At 49.2% G+C, this 15924-nt stretch carries 14 protein-coding genes, 1 tRNA gene and 1 pseudogene; 7 read left to right on the top strand and 9 right to left on the bottom strand.

From position 1 onward, the window contains the following. Positions 1-3: 3 nt before the first annotated feature. The 6 genes from EHN13_RS19075 to EHN13_RS19050 all read right to left on the bottom strand — a co-directional run bounded on the left by EHN13_RS19075 (position 4) and on the right by EHN13_RS19050 (position 7670). A complete protein-coding gene (locus EHN13_RS19075; RefSeq protein WP_003837581.1) occupies positions 4-1095 on the bottom strand; it encodes a PTS fructose transporter subunit IIC in 1092 nt (363 codons plus the stop codon). Positions 1096-1121: 26 nt separating this feature from the next. Next, positions 1122-1442 carry a PTS fructose transporter subunit IIB gene (locus EHN13_RS19070; RefSeq protein WP_003844521.1) on the bottom strand — a complete coding sequence of 107 codons (321 nt, stop codon included), beginning with the start codon at positions 1440-1442 and terminating at the stop codon, positions 1122-1124. Between the two features lie 19 nt (positions 1443-1461). Further along, positions 1462-1932, bottom strand: a complete 471-nt coding sequence (locus EHN13_RS19065; protein WP_003024008.1) for a PTS sugar transporter subunit IIA — start codon at positions 1930-1932, stop codon at positions 1462-1464. Positions 1933-1958: 26 nt separating this feature from the next. Continuing rightward, positions 1959-3512, bottom strand: coding sequence for a BglG family transcription antiterminator (locus EHN13_RS19060; protein ID WP_124021903.1), 1554 nt, complete (start codon positions 3510-3512; stop codon positions 1959-1961). Between the two features lie 446 nt (positions 3513-3958). Next, positions 3959-6277, bottom strand: a complete 2319-nt coding sequence (yicI, locus tag EHN13_RS19055) for an alpha-xylosidase (protein ID WP_124021902.1) — start codon at positions 6275-6277, stop codon at positions 3959-3961. A 10-nt stretch (positions 6278-6287) separates the two neighbouring features. Beyond that, a complete protein-coding gene (locus EHN13_RS19050; RefSeq protein WP_101742524.1) occupies positions 6288-7670 on the bottom strand; it encodes a glycoside-pentoside-hexuronide family transporter in 1383 nt (460 codons plus the stop codon). A gap of 291 nt (positions 7671-7961) precedes the next feature. On the opposite strand from EHN13_RS19050, the gene EHN13_RS19045 reads away from it, so the two are divergent. Beyond that, positions 7962-8056 (top strand) — tRNA-Sec (locus EHN13_RS19045). Between the two features lie 145 nt (positions 8057-8201). Next, positions 8202-8713 (top strand): annotated as a pseudogene (locus tag EHN13_RS24500) (DUF6680 family protein). Positions 8714-8721: 8 nt separating this feature from the next. Here the strand turns inward: EHN13_RS24500 and EHN13_RS19035 are convergent. Then, positions 8722-8916, bottom strand: coding sequence for a toxin-antitoxin system HicB family antitoxin (locus EHN13_RS19035; protein WP_124021901.1), 195 nt, complete (start codon positions 8914-8916; stop codon positions 8722-8724). 136 nt (positions 8917-9052) lie between these two features. Here EHN13_RS19035 and EHN13_RS19030 point away from each other — a divergent pair, with 136 nt between their 5' ends. The 3 genes from EHN13_RS19030 to EHN13_RS19020 all read left to right on the top strand — a co-directional run bounded on the left by EHN13_RS19030 (position 9053) and on the right by EHN13_RS19020 (position 10417). Further along, positions 9053-9343 (top strand): SymE family type I addiction module toxin, encoded by a 291-nt coding sequence (locus EHN13_RS19030; RefSeq protein WP_048241887.1) that lies wholly within the window; start codon positions 9053-9055, stop codon positions 9341-9343. Between the two features lie 117 nt (positions 9344-9460). Beyond that, complete coding sequence (locus EHN13_RS19025) at positions 9461-9637, top strand: hypothetical protein (RefSeq protein WP_044700470.1); 177 nt, start codon at positions 9461-9463, stop codon at positions 9635-9637. Positions 9638-10042: 405 nt separating this feature from the next. After that, positions 10043-10417: a Rap1a/Tai family immunity protein gene (locus EHN13_RS19020; protein WP_016151201.1), complete on the top strand. Its 375-nt coding sequence runs from the start codon at positions 10043-10045 to the stop codon at positions 10415-10417. A gap of 115 nt (positions 10418-10532) precedes the next feature. Here EHN13_RS19020 and misL read toward each other — a convergent pair whose 3' ends face one another. Then, positions 10533-13334, bottom strand: coding sequence for an intestinal colonization autotransporter adhesin MisL (gene misL, locus EHN13_RS19015; RefSeq protein ID WP_124021900.1), 2802 nt, complete (start codon positions 13332-13334; stop codon positions 10533-10535). Between the two features lie 74 nt (positions 13335-13408). After that, on the bottom strand, positions 13409-14026 hold the full coding sequence (locus EHN13_RS19010; protein ID WP_048213740.1) for a transcriptional regulator: 618 nt from the start codon (positions 14024-14026) through the stop codon (positions 13409-13411). Positions 14027-14599: 573 nt separating this feature from the next. Here EHN13_RS19010 and EHN13_RS19005 point away from each other — a divergent pair. Together EHN13_RS19005 and EHN13_RS19000 are read left to right on the top strand one after the other, a co-directional pair. Continuing rightward, complete coding sequence (locus EHN13_RS19005; RefSeq protein ID WP_061068783.1) at positions 14600-15373, top strand: winged helix-turn-helix domain-containing protein; 774 nt, start codon at positions 14600-14602, stop codon at positions 15371-15373. After that, positions 15370-15834: a hypothetical protein gene (locus EHN13_RS19000; RefSeq protein ID WP_061066869.1), complete on the top strand. Its 465-nt coding sequence runs from the start codon at positions 15370-15372 to the stop codon at positions 15832-15834. The genes EHN13_RS19005 and EHN13_RS19000 overlap by 4 nt, the downstream gene beginning before the upstream one ends. Positions 15835-15924 lie beyond the last annotated feature (90 nt).

The following is a 15924-nucleotide window of genomic DNA, read 5'->3' as shown; positions in this document are numbered from 1 at the left end:
CGGTTATTCCAGGGTGAAGGTGATCTCTTCGTCTTTCAGTTTTTGATCGCTGAGTTCATCAAACTCTTCGTCACGCTCGGTCACCGGTTTCTTCCACAGCGACAACATGACACCGCAAATCACTGTGCCGATCCCCAGCGCCAGGCAAAACAGCAGCGGATGCGTAAAGAGCGGGACCACAAACATGCCGCCGTGCGGTACCGGGCTTTCGACACCCCACACCATAATCAGGCCGCCCGCAATCGCCGAGGCCACCACGCAGGAGCCCACCACGCGCAACAGGTCGCGCGCTGCAATCGGAATGACCCCTTCGGTAATCATGCAGATCCCCATCGGGAATGCCGCTTTCAGAGCCTCGCGCTCCGCACGGGTGTATTTGTGACGCGTCAGCAGGAAAGAGAGCGTAATGCCGAACGGAGGGATCATCGAGCCAACAAACTTCACCGCTTCCGGACCGTACACACCGCTGACCAGCATGCCGTCAGCAAACAGCGACATGGTTTTATTCACCGGTCCGCCGAAGTCGAATGTCGCCATCGCACCGAGGATAGCGCCCATCAGAAAGCGGGATCCGCCCTGCATGGACTCCAGCAGATGAATCAACGCGTCCTGCAGCCAGGCTATCGGCTTGCCAATCAGCGTCATCATCAACAGGCCGCCAATGACGGTACTCAGTACCGGCAACACCATGATGGGCATCAGCCCCTGCATCGACTGTGGCAAACGGATATAGCGCTTAAGAAGCAGTACGGTATAACCGACCAGGAACCCGCCCAACATCCCGCCGATAAAACCGGTATGAATTTCGCCGCAAACAAAGCCGACAATCAGGCCCGGCGCAAATCCGGGACGATCGGCAATGGAGTACGCAATCGCCGCACTAATCAGCGGTACGATTAACCCCATCCCCCAGCCGCCAATCTGGTTGAGCATCCAGGGTATGGTTCCTGTTTTTTCACCCACGTTAGTGCCGCCAAGTATTTGCCCGAGAGCAATACAGATCCCGGCGGCGACAATTAACGGGATCATCCACGAAATCCCCGTTAATAAATGTCTTTTTATTTCCTGAGATAGCGGAATTTTATTTTCACTCATGTGAAATCCCTCCAGAATGAGGATCGCTACTGGTTATTATTAACTAATGATTTTTCGACCTTTTCAAGAAACTGAATGGGCGATTTTATGACGATTTCGGTTTTCACTCGCACAATGCGTTTATTTGAAAATCGTTCCTCCCCTTTTATTTTGACATCGACAGCAAGAATTACGACATCAGCTGCAGAAATATCCTCTGTCAGCAGTTCGTTTTCCGTGCCGATAGTTCCCTGGGTTTCAACTCTTATATTATGACCAAGCGCTTTAGCACCTTTAATTAGCTTCTCACGAGCAATATAGGTGTGCGCAATACCCGCCGTACAGGCGGCAACACAAACAATATTCATAACATGCTCCACTTTTTATTTAGCAGACATTGGATTCAGCATATTGACTAAAAAGCTCAATAATTTTCTGTGGACTGCTTTCGACTAACAGTTGTTCAATAATGTCGTCATCCGCCAACGCGCCGGCAACCTGCGAAAGCAGACGAATATGTGTAGTGTTTTGATCTTCAAGACGTACGGCAAACAGAATGATGCAGCGCACGTTGCTGCCATCCAGGGTTTCCCAGGGAATATCCTGACGGGTACGCCCAATTGCCAGCGTGGTATTGACCACTGCCGAGGATTTCCCGTGCGGGATCGCAATATGATTTTCGAAGCCGGTCGAGCCTTCTGATTCACGCTGCCAGACATCCTGAATAAACGTTTCCCGACAGCTAATTGCCCCATCTTTTTGCAGAATATCCGTCAGTTCCTCAATAGCCTCCGTTTTGTTTGTGGCCTTCATGTCCAAAATAACGCGATTTGTATTGAGTATTTTCGTGATGTCCATCAATCATACCTCATGGAGTTCAGACATTAATTTTCGACGACCAGCGACGTCGCCCGATGTAATTTTTCCGTAATAACCGTTTCTGTTACCCGCTTAATATCTGCATCATTGAAAAAGGCGGTGACATACACGACCGGCATAGCAACGGCAGGTAAATTTATCGTCGATACCACCAGTTCAATATCGTCCGTCAGTACGGAGGGCAGGCTGCCTGCCGATACCACGCCGACGATAGTCCAGTCCGGAAAGGCGCGCAGAATACGGCTTTTGAGTAAGTGAGAGGTGCCAATACCGGTTGAGCAGACCAGCAGCACGCGCTTACGCGCTATCTGCCGCTCCATTGCGGCTTGAAAATGCACGGTTAAATATCCCACCTCATCTTCCGACACGGACCGCTCGCCCCAACCGCTAAACACCCGATTCACCGCGCACTGGGTCAGACGCCACACGTCCTGCAACTCGCCTTTAATATCCTCCAGCAGCGGATTACGAATGCGGATCTGGTAGTTCAGGCGGTTAATCAGCGGCTTAATGTGGATCAGCAATCCGTCATACAGCGCCGTGTCCTGGCTAAGATCGCTGTCGACCATCTCGGCAAAGGAGGCAATCAACCGATGGGTAATCAAACGCGCTTCGTCGCTGGAGTGCATATGGCCAATCACGCTCACGTCGTTATGCTCTTCAATTACCACGCCGGAGGAGATAATGTATTGATATATAAACCAGACTTCGTCTTCCGGTAGCGGGTGGGCAATGCGTTTTTCAATATGTAGAATCATCCGGCTGGCAATGGAAAAAATATTCTCGTCACATGAGGTGATATTTTCATCTTTTCTCGGTAGCGCATTGCCCCGCGTGATGCGGTACATCATGATCAAAATATGGGTAAAGATATTGACGTAATAAGGCTCGCCCAAAGACCAGCACAGGTCGTTCTCCATTTCCTGCAATAACGTCTGGACAAATAAAACATCTTCTTCGCCAAAGTAATGCACTAAGGCTTTATAACTGCCCGGGTCAAGACGTGAATAAACCACGTTACCAGGCTCATTATGGTTAATCACGCCGTTAATCAGCGACGCCATCGCCTGGCGTACACCGCTCTCGCTGCCTTCGATATGCGTGCCGCTCTGACTGCGAATCAACGACAGGCCCAGTGGGGTAATCCAGGATTCAATTACTTTCAGATCATTAACAATCGATGCGCTACTAATGAAATAACGTTCGGATAATTTACTGATCGACGTTTCATGCGGCGTTTCGCTTAATAATTGTGAGGCTATCTTGACTCGCCGTGAATTATTCATCATGCCGTCAGTATCATCACCCTCCGATCCTAATAACTGGTCCATATATAAAAGGTCGGTAATATTATCGGAACTTAATATCACCCCAGCACCAGCACGTTTATCGATGGTTATTTTCCATTCTGATAACCATGGTTCCAGTAAGCGCAGATCGCGCTGCACAGTTTTCTCTGAAACAGATAAGTACTCGGCAATTTTCAGCAGCGTGACATATTCCTTCCGGGACAGAAGAAATTTTAATAATCTGTTTTGTCGCGAGGTAATCATTTGCATTATTTACCCTTATTACATACCAGATTAAATATCTATACCCGTCATACTTCAAGCTGCATGTGCGTTGACTTTCCTCGCTCACCCCAGTCACGTACTTATGTACGCTCAGGGGATTCGCTGCGTCGCCGCCTTCCTGCAACTCGAATTATTTAGGTTATAAAGAAGCATTTATGCTCCACGTGTAATCCGTGATGATAAATATAAGAGGACTACGATGCGCCAACAATACTAAATCGTGTCCAGTAATCCGGACAGAAATAAGACAAAAAGAGGAAATAGTGAGATATTTACGGCGCAGATCACATTTTTCGCGGGAATCAGAGTGATACCGCTCGCAAATATGCAGAGATAAAAATTTAATTCAGGATGTTTTGGATTTTCAGATCTGGAATGCTGCTCGCAGCGTGGGCCGGATAAAACGCATCCGGCACCACGTCGACACATGCTTACAAGGTAATCGTCAGCTCACTGCCCTGTGGAGTAATAACTACACCCAGCTCGCTGCCCATATGCGACCCGCATTTAATGCCGCCAATTTTCTGAATATTTCGCAGGCACAGCGTCCAGTTACGTGCCTCACCGTTCCCTTTCACAGTGATGGTATTACCTACACGCGTCGCCTTCAGCGTGAAGATAACCGAGCCGTCCATCGCAGGTACTTCACACACCGCTTCCCGGCCCTCCTGCAGATGGAACAGCTGGAACGCGGTTCCTTCGTGCCAGGCGTAGTCCGGCTTCTGGTTATTGCTGCCCAGCGCCAGCAGGGTGTTCTCACGCACGTAGACTGGCAGGCTCAGGAAGTCATGCTGCTGCTTATGCCATCGGCTGCCCGCCACCTCGTCGTTACGCCACAGATGCGTCCAGCGTCCTTCCGGCAGGTAGAACTGCACATCACCCGCCTCGCTAAACACCGGCGCAACCATCACGCTATCACCCAGCATGTACTGGCGGTCGAGGTAATCACATGCCGGCTCGTCCGGGAACTCCAGCATCATTGCGCGCATCATCGGCGTTCCGAGCTCATTGGCGCGCGCCGCTTCGCGATACAGGTACGGCATCATGCGGCATTTCTGCTCGGTGAAATAGCGCACCACATCGCAGGATTCGTCATCGTACGCCCACGGCACACGGTAGGATTTGCTCCCGTGCAGACGACTATGGCTGGAGAGCAGCCCGAACGCACACCAGCGCTTGTAGACGTGCGCAGGGGCGGTATTCTCAAAGCCGCCAATATCGTGACTCCAGAAGCCAAATCCGGACAGACCAATGGACAACCCGCCGCGCAGGCTTTCGGCCATCGATTCATAGTTGGCATAGCAGTCGCCGCCCCAATGCACCGGAAACTGCTGCGCGCCGACCGAAGCTGAACGGGCAAACAGGACCGCCTCTTCTTCACCGACAGCCTTTTTCAGCACGTTCCACACCAGTTCGTTGTAGATGTACGCATAATGGTTGTGCATTTTCTGCGGATCGGCACCGTCAAACCACTGAACGTCAGTAGGAATGCGTTCACCAAAGTCAGTTTTGAAGCAGTCAACGCCGATATCCACCAGACCTTTCAGCTTGTTGGCATACCACTCACAGGCTTGCGGATTAGTGAAGTCATAAATCGCCAGGCCCGGCTGCCATTTATCCCATTGCCACAGGGAACCATCCGGCCGCTTGAGCAGATACCCCTTCTCTTTCAGCTCGTTGAAAATCGGTGATTTTTGCCCGATATACGGGTTGATCCACACGCAAACCTTCAGCCCTTTCTCTTTCAGGCGGCGGTTCATGCCTTCCGGGTCCGGGAAGGTCACCGGATCCCACTCAAAGTCGCACCACTGGAAGGCTTTCATCCAGAAGCAGTCAAAGTGAAAAACGTGCAGCGGCAGATTGCGCTCGGCCATCCCGTCGATAAAGCTGTTGACCGTCGCTTCGTCATAATTGGTGGTGAACGACGTGGTCAGCCACAGGCCGAACGACCAGGCAGGCGGCAGCGCGGGACGGCCAGTGAATTGGGTATAACGGTTCAACACGTCCTTCGGCGTTGGGCCGTCGATAACGAAGTATTCCAGATACTCGCTTTCCACGCTGAACTGCACTTTCGACACTTTCTCAGAGCCGATTTCAAACGACACGCACTGCGGATGGTTCACCAGTACACCGTAGCCGCGGTTAGTGATATAGAACGGGATGTTCTTGTAAGATTGCTCGGTGCTGGTGCCGCCGTCGCGGTTCCAGGTTTCTACCGTTTGCCCGTTACGCACCAGCGCGGTAAAGCGTTCGCCCAGGCCGTATACCGTTTCCCCGACGCCGAGATCCAGGCGCTCAAACATATAGTTACGCCCGCTGTGAGTATCCTGCACGTAGCCGTTATTTTTCAGCTGACTGCCGGTAATACGTTCGCCGTTACGCAGGAAGTCCAGCGACCAGAACTCACCTTTAGTCACGCGCACGCTCAGGTTACCGCTCTTCAGCTCAGCAAATTCGGCGGTGTTGTGCATCTCGACCTTCACATCCTGCAGCACATTGAGCGGGTAATGCGGACCGGTATCCAGCGCCCCCTGGAAGTGCTCCATACGCACACCGACCACACCTTCCTGCGGCGAGAAGAAGCGCAGGGTAAACAATGGGGTATCCAGTTGCCAGGTACGTTCACGCACATCGCGTGGCGCAACGTAGACAATCATCTCATTTCCTTGCTGTTCAACCTCGAACACCTGAATCGGGTTAATCACGTTCAGACCGGGCTGAATCAGCCAGTTTCCATCGCTAATTTTCATTGTCGGTTCCTTAGTTCTGTAATTCTTTCGTCGTGAAATCCTGCTGATTGCGGCGCGCCCCCTGAGCCAGTTGGCTCATGATTTCAGTCAGATACGGGGTTTTAAGGGTATAGAAGCGTTTGGCAATCACGGCACTCAGCAGGTAGCAAATAGCCGGAACAATGGTGAACAGCCCGATGATGATGCTAATGGTGGCGCTGTTCTGGGTTTTCGCTGCGGCGTCGTAGCCCCCGCCCGCCAGCATCCAGCCGATCATCGCCCCGCCAAGCGCCAGACCCAGCTTGAGTACGAACAGCGTGCCCGCAAAGCTGATCCCCGTCAGACGCTTTCCGTTGCACCACTCGCCGTAATCCACTGTGTCGGACATCATGACCCACTGAATTGGCGTCACGAGCTGATGCAGTACACCAATCACGAAGATGAAGACGAACATGGTGATGTTGGCGTGCATCGGTACGAAGAACATCGCCAGACTGACGACCGCCAGCGCGGCGTTGGTCCACCAGAAGACGCTGACTTTGCATTTCCAGTCGGTCAGCGGTTTTGCCAGCGCAGAGCCGATAAGATTGCCGACGCAATAGGTGGTAAGGAAAGCGACAAACACTTCCGGGGTACCCAAAATCCAGGTGACGTAATACATCATCGCCCCGCCGCGAACGCAGACGGCCAGGATGTTGAGGATGGTCAGCATGCCGACGATGCGCCATTGATCGTTCTGCCAGATGTCGCGCAGGTCTTCACGCATCGAGGTGGTACTCGGCGGCGCTTCCACGCGTTCTTTGGTGGTGAAAAAGCAAAACGCCAGCATCAGGAAGGCCACAACCGAGAGCACGGCAATCCCGCCCTGAAAGCCGAACGCTTTATCCTCGCCGCCAATCAGATCCACCAGCGGCATCATCAGCACGGTGGAGAGCATGCCGCCCGCCGTCGCCAGCACAAAGCGCCATGATTGCAGGGAGATACGCTGCGTGGGGTCATTGGTGATAACACCGCCCAGCGCACAGTAGGGAATATTCACCACGGTATAAAGCAGGGTCAGCAGCGTGTAGGTGATTGCGGCATAAATCATTTTGCCATGCAGGCTGAGATCCGGCGTGCTGTAGGCGAGCACACACACCAGACCAAACGGGAGCGCGCCAAACAGCACCCACGGGCGGAATTTCCCCCAGCGCGAGCGGGTGCGGTCGGCCAGCAGCCCCATACAAGGGTCTGAGATGGCATCCAGCGCACGCGCCAGTAAGAACATGGTGCCGACAAATCCGGCCGGAATACCAAAAATATCGGTATAAAAGAACATCATATATAACATAACGTTATCGAAGATAATGTGGCTGGCAGCATCGCCCATTCCGTAGCCAATCTTCTCTTTAACAGACAGAATCTCACTTTTCATTACGCATCCTTGTTAGCACTTTCACACGCACTGATACCGGTTACAGTTCTTGTAAACCATCCCTGTGAGCGCGGGTATTCCGATATCTCGTTATCAAATTACGATTCTTGTTTTCTGTGATCGGGGTAGCGTCGAAAAAATGTGATGAAATGTAACTAACGGATTTATTGAGGATTTATATGAAACTGGTCATGGTATAGATAAACGGAAGTTAAAAAAGTGAGTGAGGGGGTGTGGAAACGTTTGGAAGTAGCTATAATGCGCCCCGCCTCCATGTAGCAATCGAGGCGCGGAAGATCGTCATCTCCGGTGAGGTGGCTGGACTTCAAATCCAGTTGGGGACGCCAGCGTTCCCGGGCAGGTTCGACTCCTGTGATCTTCCGCCAAAATCCTTACCTTATCCCAGTCATTTGCAATATCTTTTCAGCACACAAATTCCTTTATGATCCTCGCCCAAATGTTTTCATAGCGAGAATCTAATATGAACACTGCTCTTACAATTATGGCTATTGCTGCTACTGTAATTAGCCCATTATTAGCCATTCAGACACAAAAATTTATAGAAAGATATTCCCAGAAAAATCATTAAAAGTTGACATATTCAAACAGCTTATGGCTACCAGATCTCAGAGTGCCAGACTGTCAAGTGAACATGTTCGTGCACTAAACATGATCGACTTAGCATTTTACGGGAAAATTAAAAGAGGAAAAGCCAAAAGAAGTGCTTCTGAAGGTAATATATTATCCTCATGGAAGCTATATTTTGCACATTTAAATACACCTTACCTTGATAACGATAACACCTTAGGTGCCATATGGAACCAAACAAGTAACAATCTTTTCTTAGACCTATTATCAGAAATCGCAAAAGATATTGGCTATGACTTTGAGCGAGTGCAATTACAGCCATATATTCTCCTGTAGCTCACGGAGCAATAGAAAACGTTCAGTTAAAAATTAGGAAGGGCCTAGCTGCAATTTTTTCTGGGCAGGATGCATTAAAAATGGAAATCATAAATATTCCGAATAGACAGGAAAATTAATCAATTCTCTACTTATCCTGTGGCTCAATACCCAATTTTGCCAGTTCTCTTCTCCCCAAGGTTTTGAGCCAGTTCCCCAAACTCATCCCCTCAGCCTTTGCCGCAGCCTCGAACTGCGCCTTTAACTCAGGCGTGATACGAATCTGAAAAGTTGGAGCCTTTCCGGATTTGGACTGATTTGGGTCGCGTTTAGCCGTTGACATGTACGTACCTACAAGCACAATATATCACCAATCAGGTACGTACCTTTACACCTGACGACCTGACTTATAAACGCCCTCGCCCGGTATTCGCAGTACCCGACGAGAGCTAACCTCACCAACTATCAAGGAGTTGATTATGGCTGATTCACATTCTACCCCAGACAGCGACCAATCCGGAACCGAGCGTTCGGTAATTGTGGGATATCGCCCGAATGTTTTCGACAAATCCACACCCAAAATTATTCTTTCCGGCAAGTGGCTACGCGAAGCGGGGTTTGATACCGGGCAACAGATTAGCGTAAAAGTGATGAACGGCTGTATCGTCCTGATGGTCTACGGCGAGCAGGAACAACGGTTGCAGGATGAGCTGCAAGAAGCAAATCAGAAGTTAAAAAGAATTGAGAGCACGTTGGCGACTCTCCAGTGAAGTACAGCTGAACCTGCAAGCAGTACTTACAGGTTCACTTGGTGCCGGATGGCGCTTACGCTTATCCGGCCTACTCTCCTGGAAAATGAAGCCAAAGTGTAACGGGAACCCAAACAAATGAATCACCACGAAAAACCAGACACCATCTTTTCGATTGACGACGATGAAAAAGTCGAAGAAATAAAAATTCAGTTACTGAAAGCCAAGATTCAATGTGCACAATGTGATATTCATTCTGATAATATTGTTAACGGCGATAATTTCTTTGATGAATTAATGGAGCCTGATAAATGAAAAAAGCAATATAAACTTACGGGCAATAATCAATAATTATGATATTTGAAGCAGCAACTCATTATTCATGAATCAGAAACGCATTAGAAATGATTCAATCACTACACTAAAAATCATAATAAAAATACTATCCTGATGGCCTATGCCAAACGATAAACATGACAGCACAATAAACACCATATTATAATCCCGCTAAAAATACACAGGCATCCTTTTTCTTTAATCAGGAAGGGACAGCCTCGTTTCTAATAAATTAGATTATTGGGTTACATATGAAAAACGTATTCATGGCAATGGTTATCGCTCTCGTCACTATCACCGCATCATCTACTGTTTTCGCATGCCCGAAAGGAGAACACCCGCACGGCGGTACTGGCTCACACCATAAGGGCGGCTGGTGCTCGTATGATCAGTAAAATTGCCATTCCTGTCTTGTTATTGCTCTGTTTTTCAACGCCTGTACTGGCAAAATCGACATTGAATATCGACGGCAACTCGCTTTATCACGGTTATCAGTTGTATGAGAAAGGTTTTGATTATTTGAATGTTCGGGATGAACAGACAGCAGTGATGTATATGTCTTTTGTTGCCGGTGTAGCGGGGACACTATCAAAAGAAAATATCATCTGTAATGAAAGCATAACCATTGGACAGGAAGCTGATATTGTTGGTAATTACCTCCAGACCCATCCTAAAGAACGAACAAAATACAGTCCTTCTGAATTGGCCATGATTGCTTTGGGCAAAGAACTTGCTTGTAACAAAAATAGTAATAGCTAGCGCTGTACGCAGCTTATTTACTGGATGGCGCTAACGCTTATCCGACCTACCGCTTCCCCAAAAAATAAAGCCGCTGACCTATTAATCAGCGGCTTTTCTGTTACTTACAATCCCGTCAGAAGTTATATTTCACGCCCAGCATACCGCGGGTATCGCTGTAGCCTTTGTCGCCGATCTGTTGAGCCACGTTGCTCCACACGTTGAGGCGCGGGGTGATTTGACCTTCAACGCCGACTTTCAGCTCGCCAATGTTCTTCGTGCCACGCATGTCATTGCTCACATCGTCCATCTTCACGCTGGCGGTCTGGGTGTTGTGGATCCAGTTGGCTTCAACAAACGGCTGGAACTCACGAGATTTACCGTCGTCGATGGCGTTGTGACCGTTGATAAAGGCTTTCACACCCAGACGGGTCATCAGGTTACCATCGGTGTTGTCTTTCACGCGGGTACCGTTCGCTTCGCGGTGGCTGTCGGCCTGCACGTCCATCCATACCACCTGCGCTTTCGGTTGCAGCCAGTAGCTGTTGCGCTCGTTTTCACCCAGTTTGAAGCTGTAACCCGCTTCAACAGAGGCTGTTATCCCGCTGGATTTGTATTTCTCTGTCGCCTGCTCCTGGCCCATCACTTTGTTATCAAACCAGTTGTACAGCATCCAGGTGTCTACGTAGGTGCCGGTCTTGTCGGCGTCATTGGCATACCAGGTGCCGTACAGCCCCACGCTGTAACCGGTAACCTGACCACGTGAATGGTAGCCGGTCAGGCTGGACTGCGTGCGGTTCTGGCTATTGGCGTAACCTGCCATTGCGCCGATGTGCCAACGGTCGAGACCGTCGCTACTCCACTGCGCCAGATCGCCGCCTAACTGCATCACATAGCTGTTGCTTTGGGTTTTCAACTGCCCACTACCGTCTTTAAAGCGGGTATGCGCCCCGACGTTACGCATCCACATGCTGGTAACTTTCTTCTCGCCTGTCAGCATATCGACGTACTGCGTTTCACCCAGACGATCGTGCAGTCGGGTCATAAACAGCGTATTAGCGGCGTAGTTGTTCGCCAGATAACTGCCTGCTTCCGGGCGGTATTGCTGCTCGGTGACCGGAGGTGCGACAGGTATTTCCGGCTCAGGGATTATCGGATCGACCGGGTCTGGGTCAATAGGGTCAACCGGATCCGGGTCAACAGGGTCTGGGTCGATGGGATCTACCGGGTCCGGGTCTTCCGGATCCGGCGGAGCAGGAATAAAGCTGGTCAGATACCAGTTACTACCTTTCTGCACTACGTTATAGTCGTACGCACCGGCAACAATACGACCCGCTTTCTCAAACGTACCGTCAGAATTACCGGCCACTTCGATAATCTCAATACCTTCAACAGTTTGTGCCCCGGTTCCGCCAATATTATTCACCGCCACAAACGCGTTACCGGCGGTATTGCCGAGCACTTTCAGCTTGTCGGTTTCGGAGGCATCGTCATTCAGGACGGTATTGAAAACCAGTTTGCCGCCGTTGCCGGTGAAATCTTCATTAATGGTAAGCGTCTGCCACGGTTCGTCGTCAGCATGGCCAAAGTTCACGACGGACCCGCTGTTCAGCGTCAGATCAGTGAGCGTTGAGCTGTTGGTCATATTCCAGGTCGCATCGCTCATTTGCAGCGAGATAACGCCCGTTCCGGCCGTGACGCTGGTGATGTATGACGCCCCACTCCACAACGAGTTGTCGGTCATGTTGAGTTTAATCGCACTGTTTTGCTGCGGCAGGCTGCTGTTCGCGGCAGTCGCGCCGGCGGCGTGAAGATCGCCGTCGATGAGAAAACGCCCGCCAGCGGAGCCATCGACGATACCGCCCGTTTCTGTGCTGATGGCGTAGCTTTCATTGCTGTGATTGCCTGCCATGGTAATGGCAGCGCCGCCCGCCAGGTTTATCGCACCGCGTGAAGCCGCATACAGGCCGCGTGGCGCTTTGCTGTATGACGCCGCTTTGGCCGAATTGTTTACGTTGATCGTCGCGTTTTCGCCGAGATTCACCGTCGCATTGGTGGAATAAACCGCATGTGCGCTGACGCCGTTGACCGTAATCGTGGCATTGTTGCCCAGTTCCGTTTTGGAAGATGAGGCGGCATAGATCCCTGTTGAGGAAGCACCCGACGTCTCGATAGTGGCGTCATCACCAAGGCGGATCGAGGAGCCGCTCTGCCCGGTACGAAGACCTTCTGAACTGTCACCTATCGTCACAATGTGTGCCCGGTCGCCGACGACAATCGTATTTTTGGCCTGCGTTTCGTCTCTCATCGCGTTTGCAGTGATACCGCGCCCCTGATAACCGGTGGTTTGAATATACAGATCGTCGCCAACGTAAATGTTGGCCGAACCTTTCCAACCCTGCCCCTGATTATAGGCGCTGTAACCGGCGTTTATACCGTCGCCATCCTGACCGTCCACATAAATGCTGGTGCGATCTCCGGTGATGATAAAGACCGGGTTATCCGGTGAATTGACCCCGTGTGTGCGGATACCATCAACATCCTTACCATTATTAGCGGCATTCTTCGACTGTGTGCGGATCGTCAGGTCATCACCGAAAATAACGCCCGGGCTACCCGTCGCGCTGTTCTGAATAACGGTAATGGTGTGTTCGAAGGCTTCTGCTCCTGGCCCATTCAGCGTTAATCCATGGCCAAAAACAGGAATGGTGCCGGCACTCCACTGATAAACATAATTCGGCGTAGCGCTGGTTTTAGCGAAACTGGCATTCGCCTGTGCAGGAAATAAAGCCTGCAACTCTGGCGAAAGACTGTTCACCAGTCCACTGGAAGGCAAACTGTCAATATCAATCCAGGCCGCGTGGGTTGAAAATACCATTGACGTTAGCGCGGTTGATACCGCTATAGCAATGCGTGAGTAATGCTTAGGTTTTTTCATAATAGCCTCCTGCTTTCGGGCGTAGGGCGTCCACCACATCGCGATGATGTGGAAATAATAAAAATGAGAATCAGCTATAAAATGTTAGAGAGTATTTTATGAATACTTAGGCCTAACTTATCTTCAAGTCGAAGTTTGTAGACATATATTCTCTTAACATCAATATTATCTATTCGGGTAATTTGCTGAATACTTATCCCTGAAATAAATCGCTTGAGTAATATCATTTCCGTATAATTCAATGAACGCCCACGTTTGCTGTTGGCGAGATGCCCCCGGAATAAGCGACGTATTTTCTGATGCTGAACTTCATCACTATCACTGGAATAAATAATCCCTTGAATTTTATTGCTTTTCGATAACCAGTAATTGGCTAACGGCGTCAGGATCCGATCCGCTATCAATACAATATGCATACCACTCTGCGTCAGGCGATCCACCCATTGCGGATCGGTGAACAGACGCAAATTCGGGAATGAAAAATCGATAAAAATAAATCCATGGGATAAATGATTGTGATTATTAAGTAAAAGCTTTTCAATAATGCCTTTTTTCAAATAATCATTACCCTCTGGCCAGACAGCAAAAGCGGCACGGTGGCAGTATTGTGCGCGTACGGCAGCATCCGGAAATAATTCACAGGATAATTCACAGCTTATGCAACGAACACTCTGTAGCGGCTTTCTCTTCATCTACTATGCCCCTGTTATTTTCCATAAATATTTCATCGGTAAATAAATGTGTCAATCCGACAGGTGGTGAAATCCGTTTTCGCTAATAACAGTCGAGTGGTAAAAATGTTATAAAATCCTATAGAAAAATAATCTCCAACTGTAAATATCGTTATGTTGATAAATATTACGGAGCTTTATCTCAGATTAAAATCCCATATATTAGGAGTTTTATACACAAATCCAGACATCACGGTAAACGTAAATACAGCACTATTTGCTAAAACAAAACCTTGCGAAATGATTTTAGTAAATCACAAAATTCCTAAAAACCAGAAACCTTTGTGATGTTGTGGGATAAATATAATAGCTAATCAGATAAACCTGTAATTAATTCTCATTATTTAACCTTAGTTAATTATCACCTAAGATATAGGCACTATAAGTCATTGTATTAAAAGGATTTAATTTTTAAGAGTAAAACTCTTATCTTTGATCAAGTACAAAGGTAGAGGCGTCTTATCCATTTCGATGTAATATTAAATGGGTATGTTGATGCAACATATGAGACGTTTCGTTACTGAGGGCCGGGCATTGTACCTTATCAACCAGTTGGTCGAATTTAATCCTGATAACAAAAGCCTGGTCAATCGACAGACAGGGCGAGCAATTCAACTGCAGATCCCAGCCTCGCTCTGTTTTCTCTATTTAATTACTCACGCAAGTGACATTGTTTCTCAGAACACGCTGCTCAAAGTCGGTTGGGGAGAAAGAAACAATGTGACCACGACCAATACTTTTTACCAGGCAATTTTGACGTTGCGCAATGCACTGGCGGATGTCGGGTTGCCCCGTGATACAGTCAAAACTATTTCCCGGCGAGGACTCAGATTAAATGAGAGTACGCATGTGGAGACGATCACACATTCCCAAACTGAGCCCCCTTTAGCACCATTTATTAAGGAAAACAACGATCCCGAGGTAATGCCCTCTCCACCACAAGTAGCAACGTCGATTCCCTGGTGGAACATTTTCTTAACCACCGGAGTGATTATTACTACTCTGATTATCTGGCTGGTTTGGTATCAGACTCGCCCTGTCATGCCGTTTAGTAAATTCGTGTCGGTTTCTATGCAAATTCCCTCACAGGAAAACTGTAAAATTTATTACTCACCGAATGAACACAATCTGGAAAGCTATTTCAGCCTGATGCAATCGCATCCCGATCTTTGTGAATATAACAAACATGTGTTTCTTTCAGGTTACCGTAAGGCACAGAGGATGGTGGCCTTTGTATGCGATAAGGATGCGCGGATAGATGTTCACGCGTTTTGTTCTACTCATTACTACTGGATGCGCGGGAAATGAACAAAATACACAATCTTATCCTGCTGGCGATTGGCGTGGTATTGATGCTGGGTTCAGGCGCCTGGCTATGGTATTCACGCTACGCCGACAGACCGTTGAACTGCGTCGGTAACGTGGAGTGGAATATTGGCAGCAACCGCTTTACCGGCACGGTGTCGTATCGGCTGTACGACCATCAGGGGCTGGCAACCTTAACCGGCAAACTGTACGGACGTCACGTCACAGGTATCAGTAGAAACATCTATTTTACCTATACCCAGCACCACGACGCGCGCGTGCTGCAGTCGACGCAACTGGTAAAAACCTTCTCAGACTCCGCCGATAAAGACGATATCAACGGGACGTTGCCCAGTTTTTATCGCGAAACCGGGCAGCGCCTGAGTCTGGTCATGGAGGAGTATAAAGGGGCGTGGATAGTGGCGAGTTCCACTGTTCCTTCGCTGTACTGCCGTAAAAGGTAACGTCATATCCGGATACAAAAAGAGTGCCCCCACGCAGGAATTCATATTTGTCATCATCGACTTACGCGACATGGGTCACTGAATCCATTC

The organism is Citrobacter youngae (assembly GCF_003818115.1).
GTDB lineage: Bacteria > Pseudomonadota > Gammaproteobacteria > Enterobacterales > Enterobacteriaceae > Citrobacter > Citrobacter youngae.
Note: the sequence above shows the minus strand (reverse complement) of the source record. Positions and strands in the feature narration are given on the sequence as shown.

Coding starts and splice junctions, on each gene's coding strand:
- EHN13_RS19075 (WP_003837581.1), bottom strand. CDS start 1,095: ATGAGTGAAAATAAAATTCCGCTATCTCAGGAAATAAAAAGACATTTA.
- EHN13_RS19070 (WP_003844521.1), bottom strand. CDS start 1,442: ATGAATATTGTTTGTGTTGCCGCCTGTACGGCGGGTATTGCGCACACC.
- EHN13_RS19065 (WP_003024008.1), bottom strand. CDS start 1,932: ATGGACATCACGAAAATACTCAATACAAATCGCGTTATTTTGGACATG.
- EHN13_RS19060 (WP_124021903.1), bottom strand. CDS start 3,512: ATGCAAATGATTACCTCGCGACAAAACAGATTATTAAAATTTCTTCTG.
- yicI (WP_124021902.1), bottom strand. CDS start 6,277: ATGAAAATTAGCGATGGAAACTGGCTGATTCAGCCCGGTCTGAACGTG.
- EHN13_RS19050 (WP_101742524.1), bottom strand. CDS start 7,670: ATGAAAAGTGAGATTCTGTCTGTTAAAGAGAAGATTGGCTACGGAATG.
- EHN13_RS19035 (WP_124021901.1), bottom strand. CDS start 8,916: ATGTCAACGGCTAAACGCGACCCAAATCAGTCCAAATCCGGAAAGGCT.
- EHN13_RS19030 (WP_048241887.1), top strand. CDS start 9,053: ATGGCTGATTCACATTCTACCCCAGACAGCGACCAATCCGGAACCGAG.
- EHN13_RS19025 (WP_044700470.1), top strand. CDS start 9,461: ATGAATCACCACGAAAAACCAGACACCATCTTTTCGATTGACGACGAT.
- EHN13_RS19020 (WP_016151201.1), top strand. CDS start 10,043: ATGATCAGTAAAATTGCCATTCCTGTCTTGTTATTGCTCTGTTTTTCA.
- misL (WP_124021900.1), bottom strand. CDS start 13,334: ATGAAAAAACCTAAGCATTACTCACGCATTGCTATAGCGGTATCAACC.
- EHN13_RS19010 (WP_048213740.1), bottom strand. CDS start 14,026: ATGAAGAGAAAGCCGCTACAGAGTGTTCGTTGCATAAGCTGTGAATTA.
- EHN13_RS19000 (WP_061066869.1), top strand. CDS start 15,370: ATGAACAAAATACACAATCTTATCCTGCTGGCGATTGGCGTGGTATTG.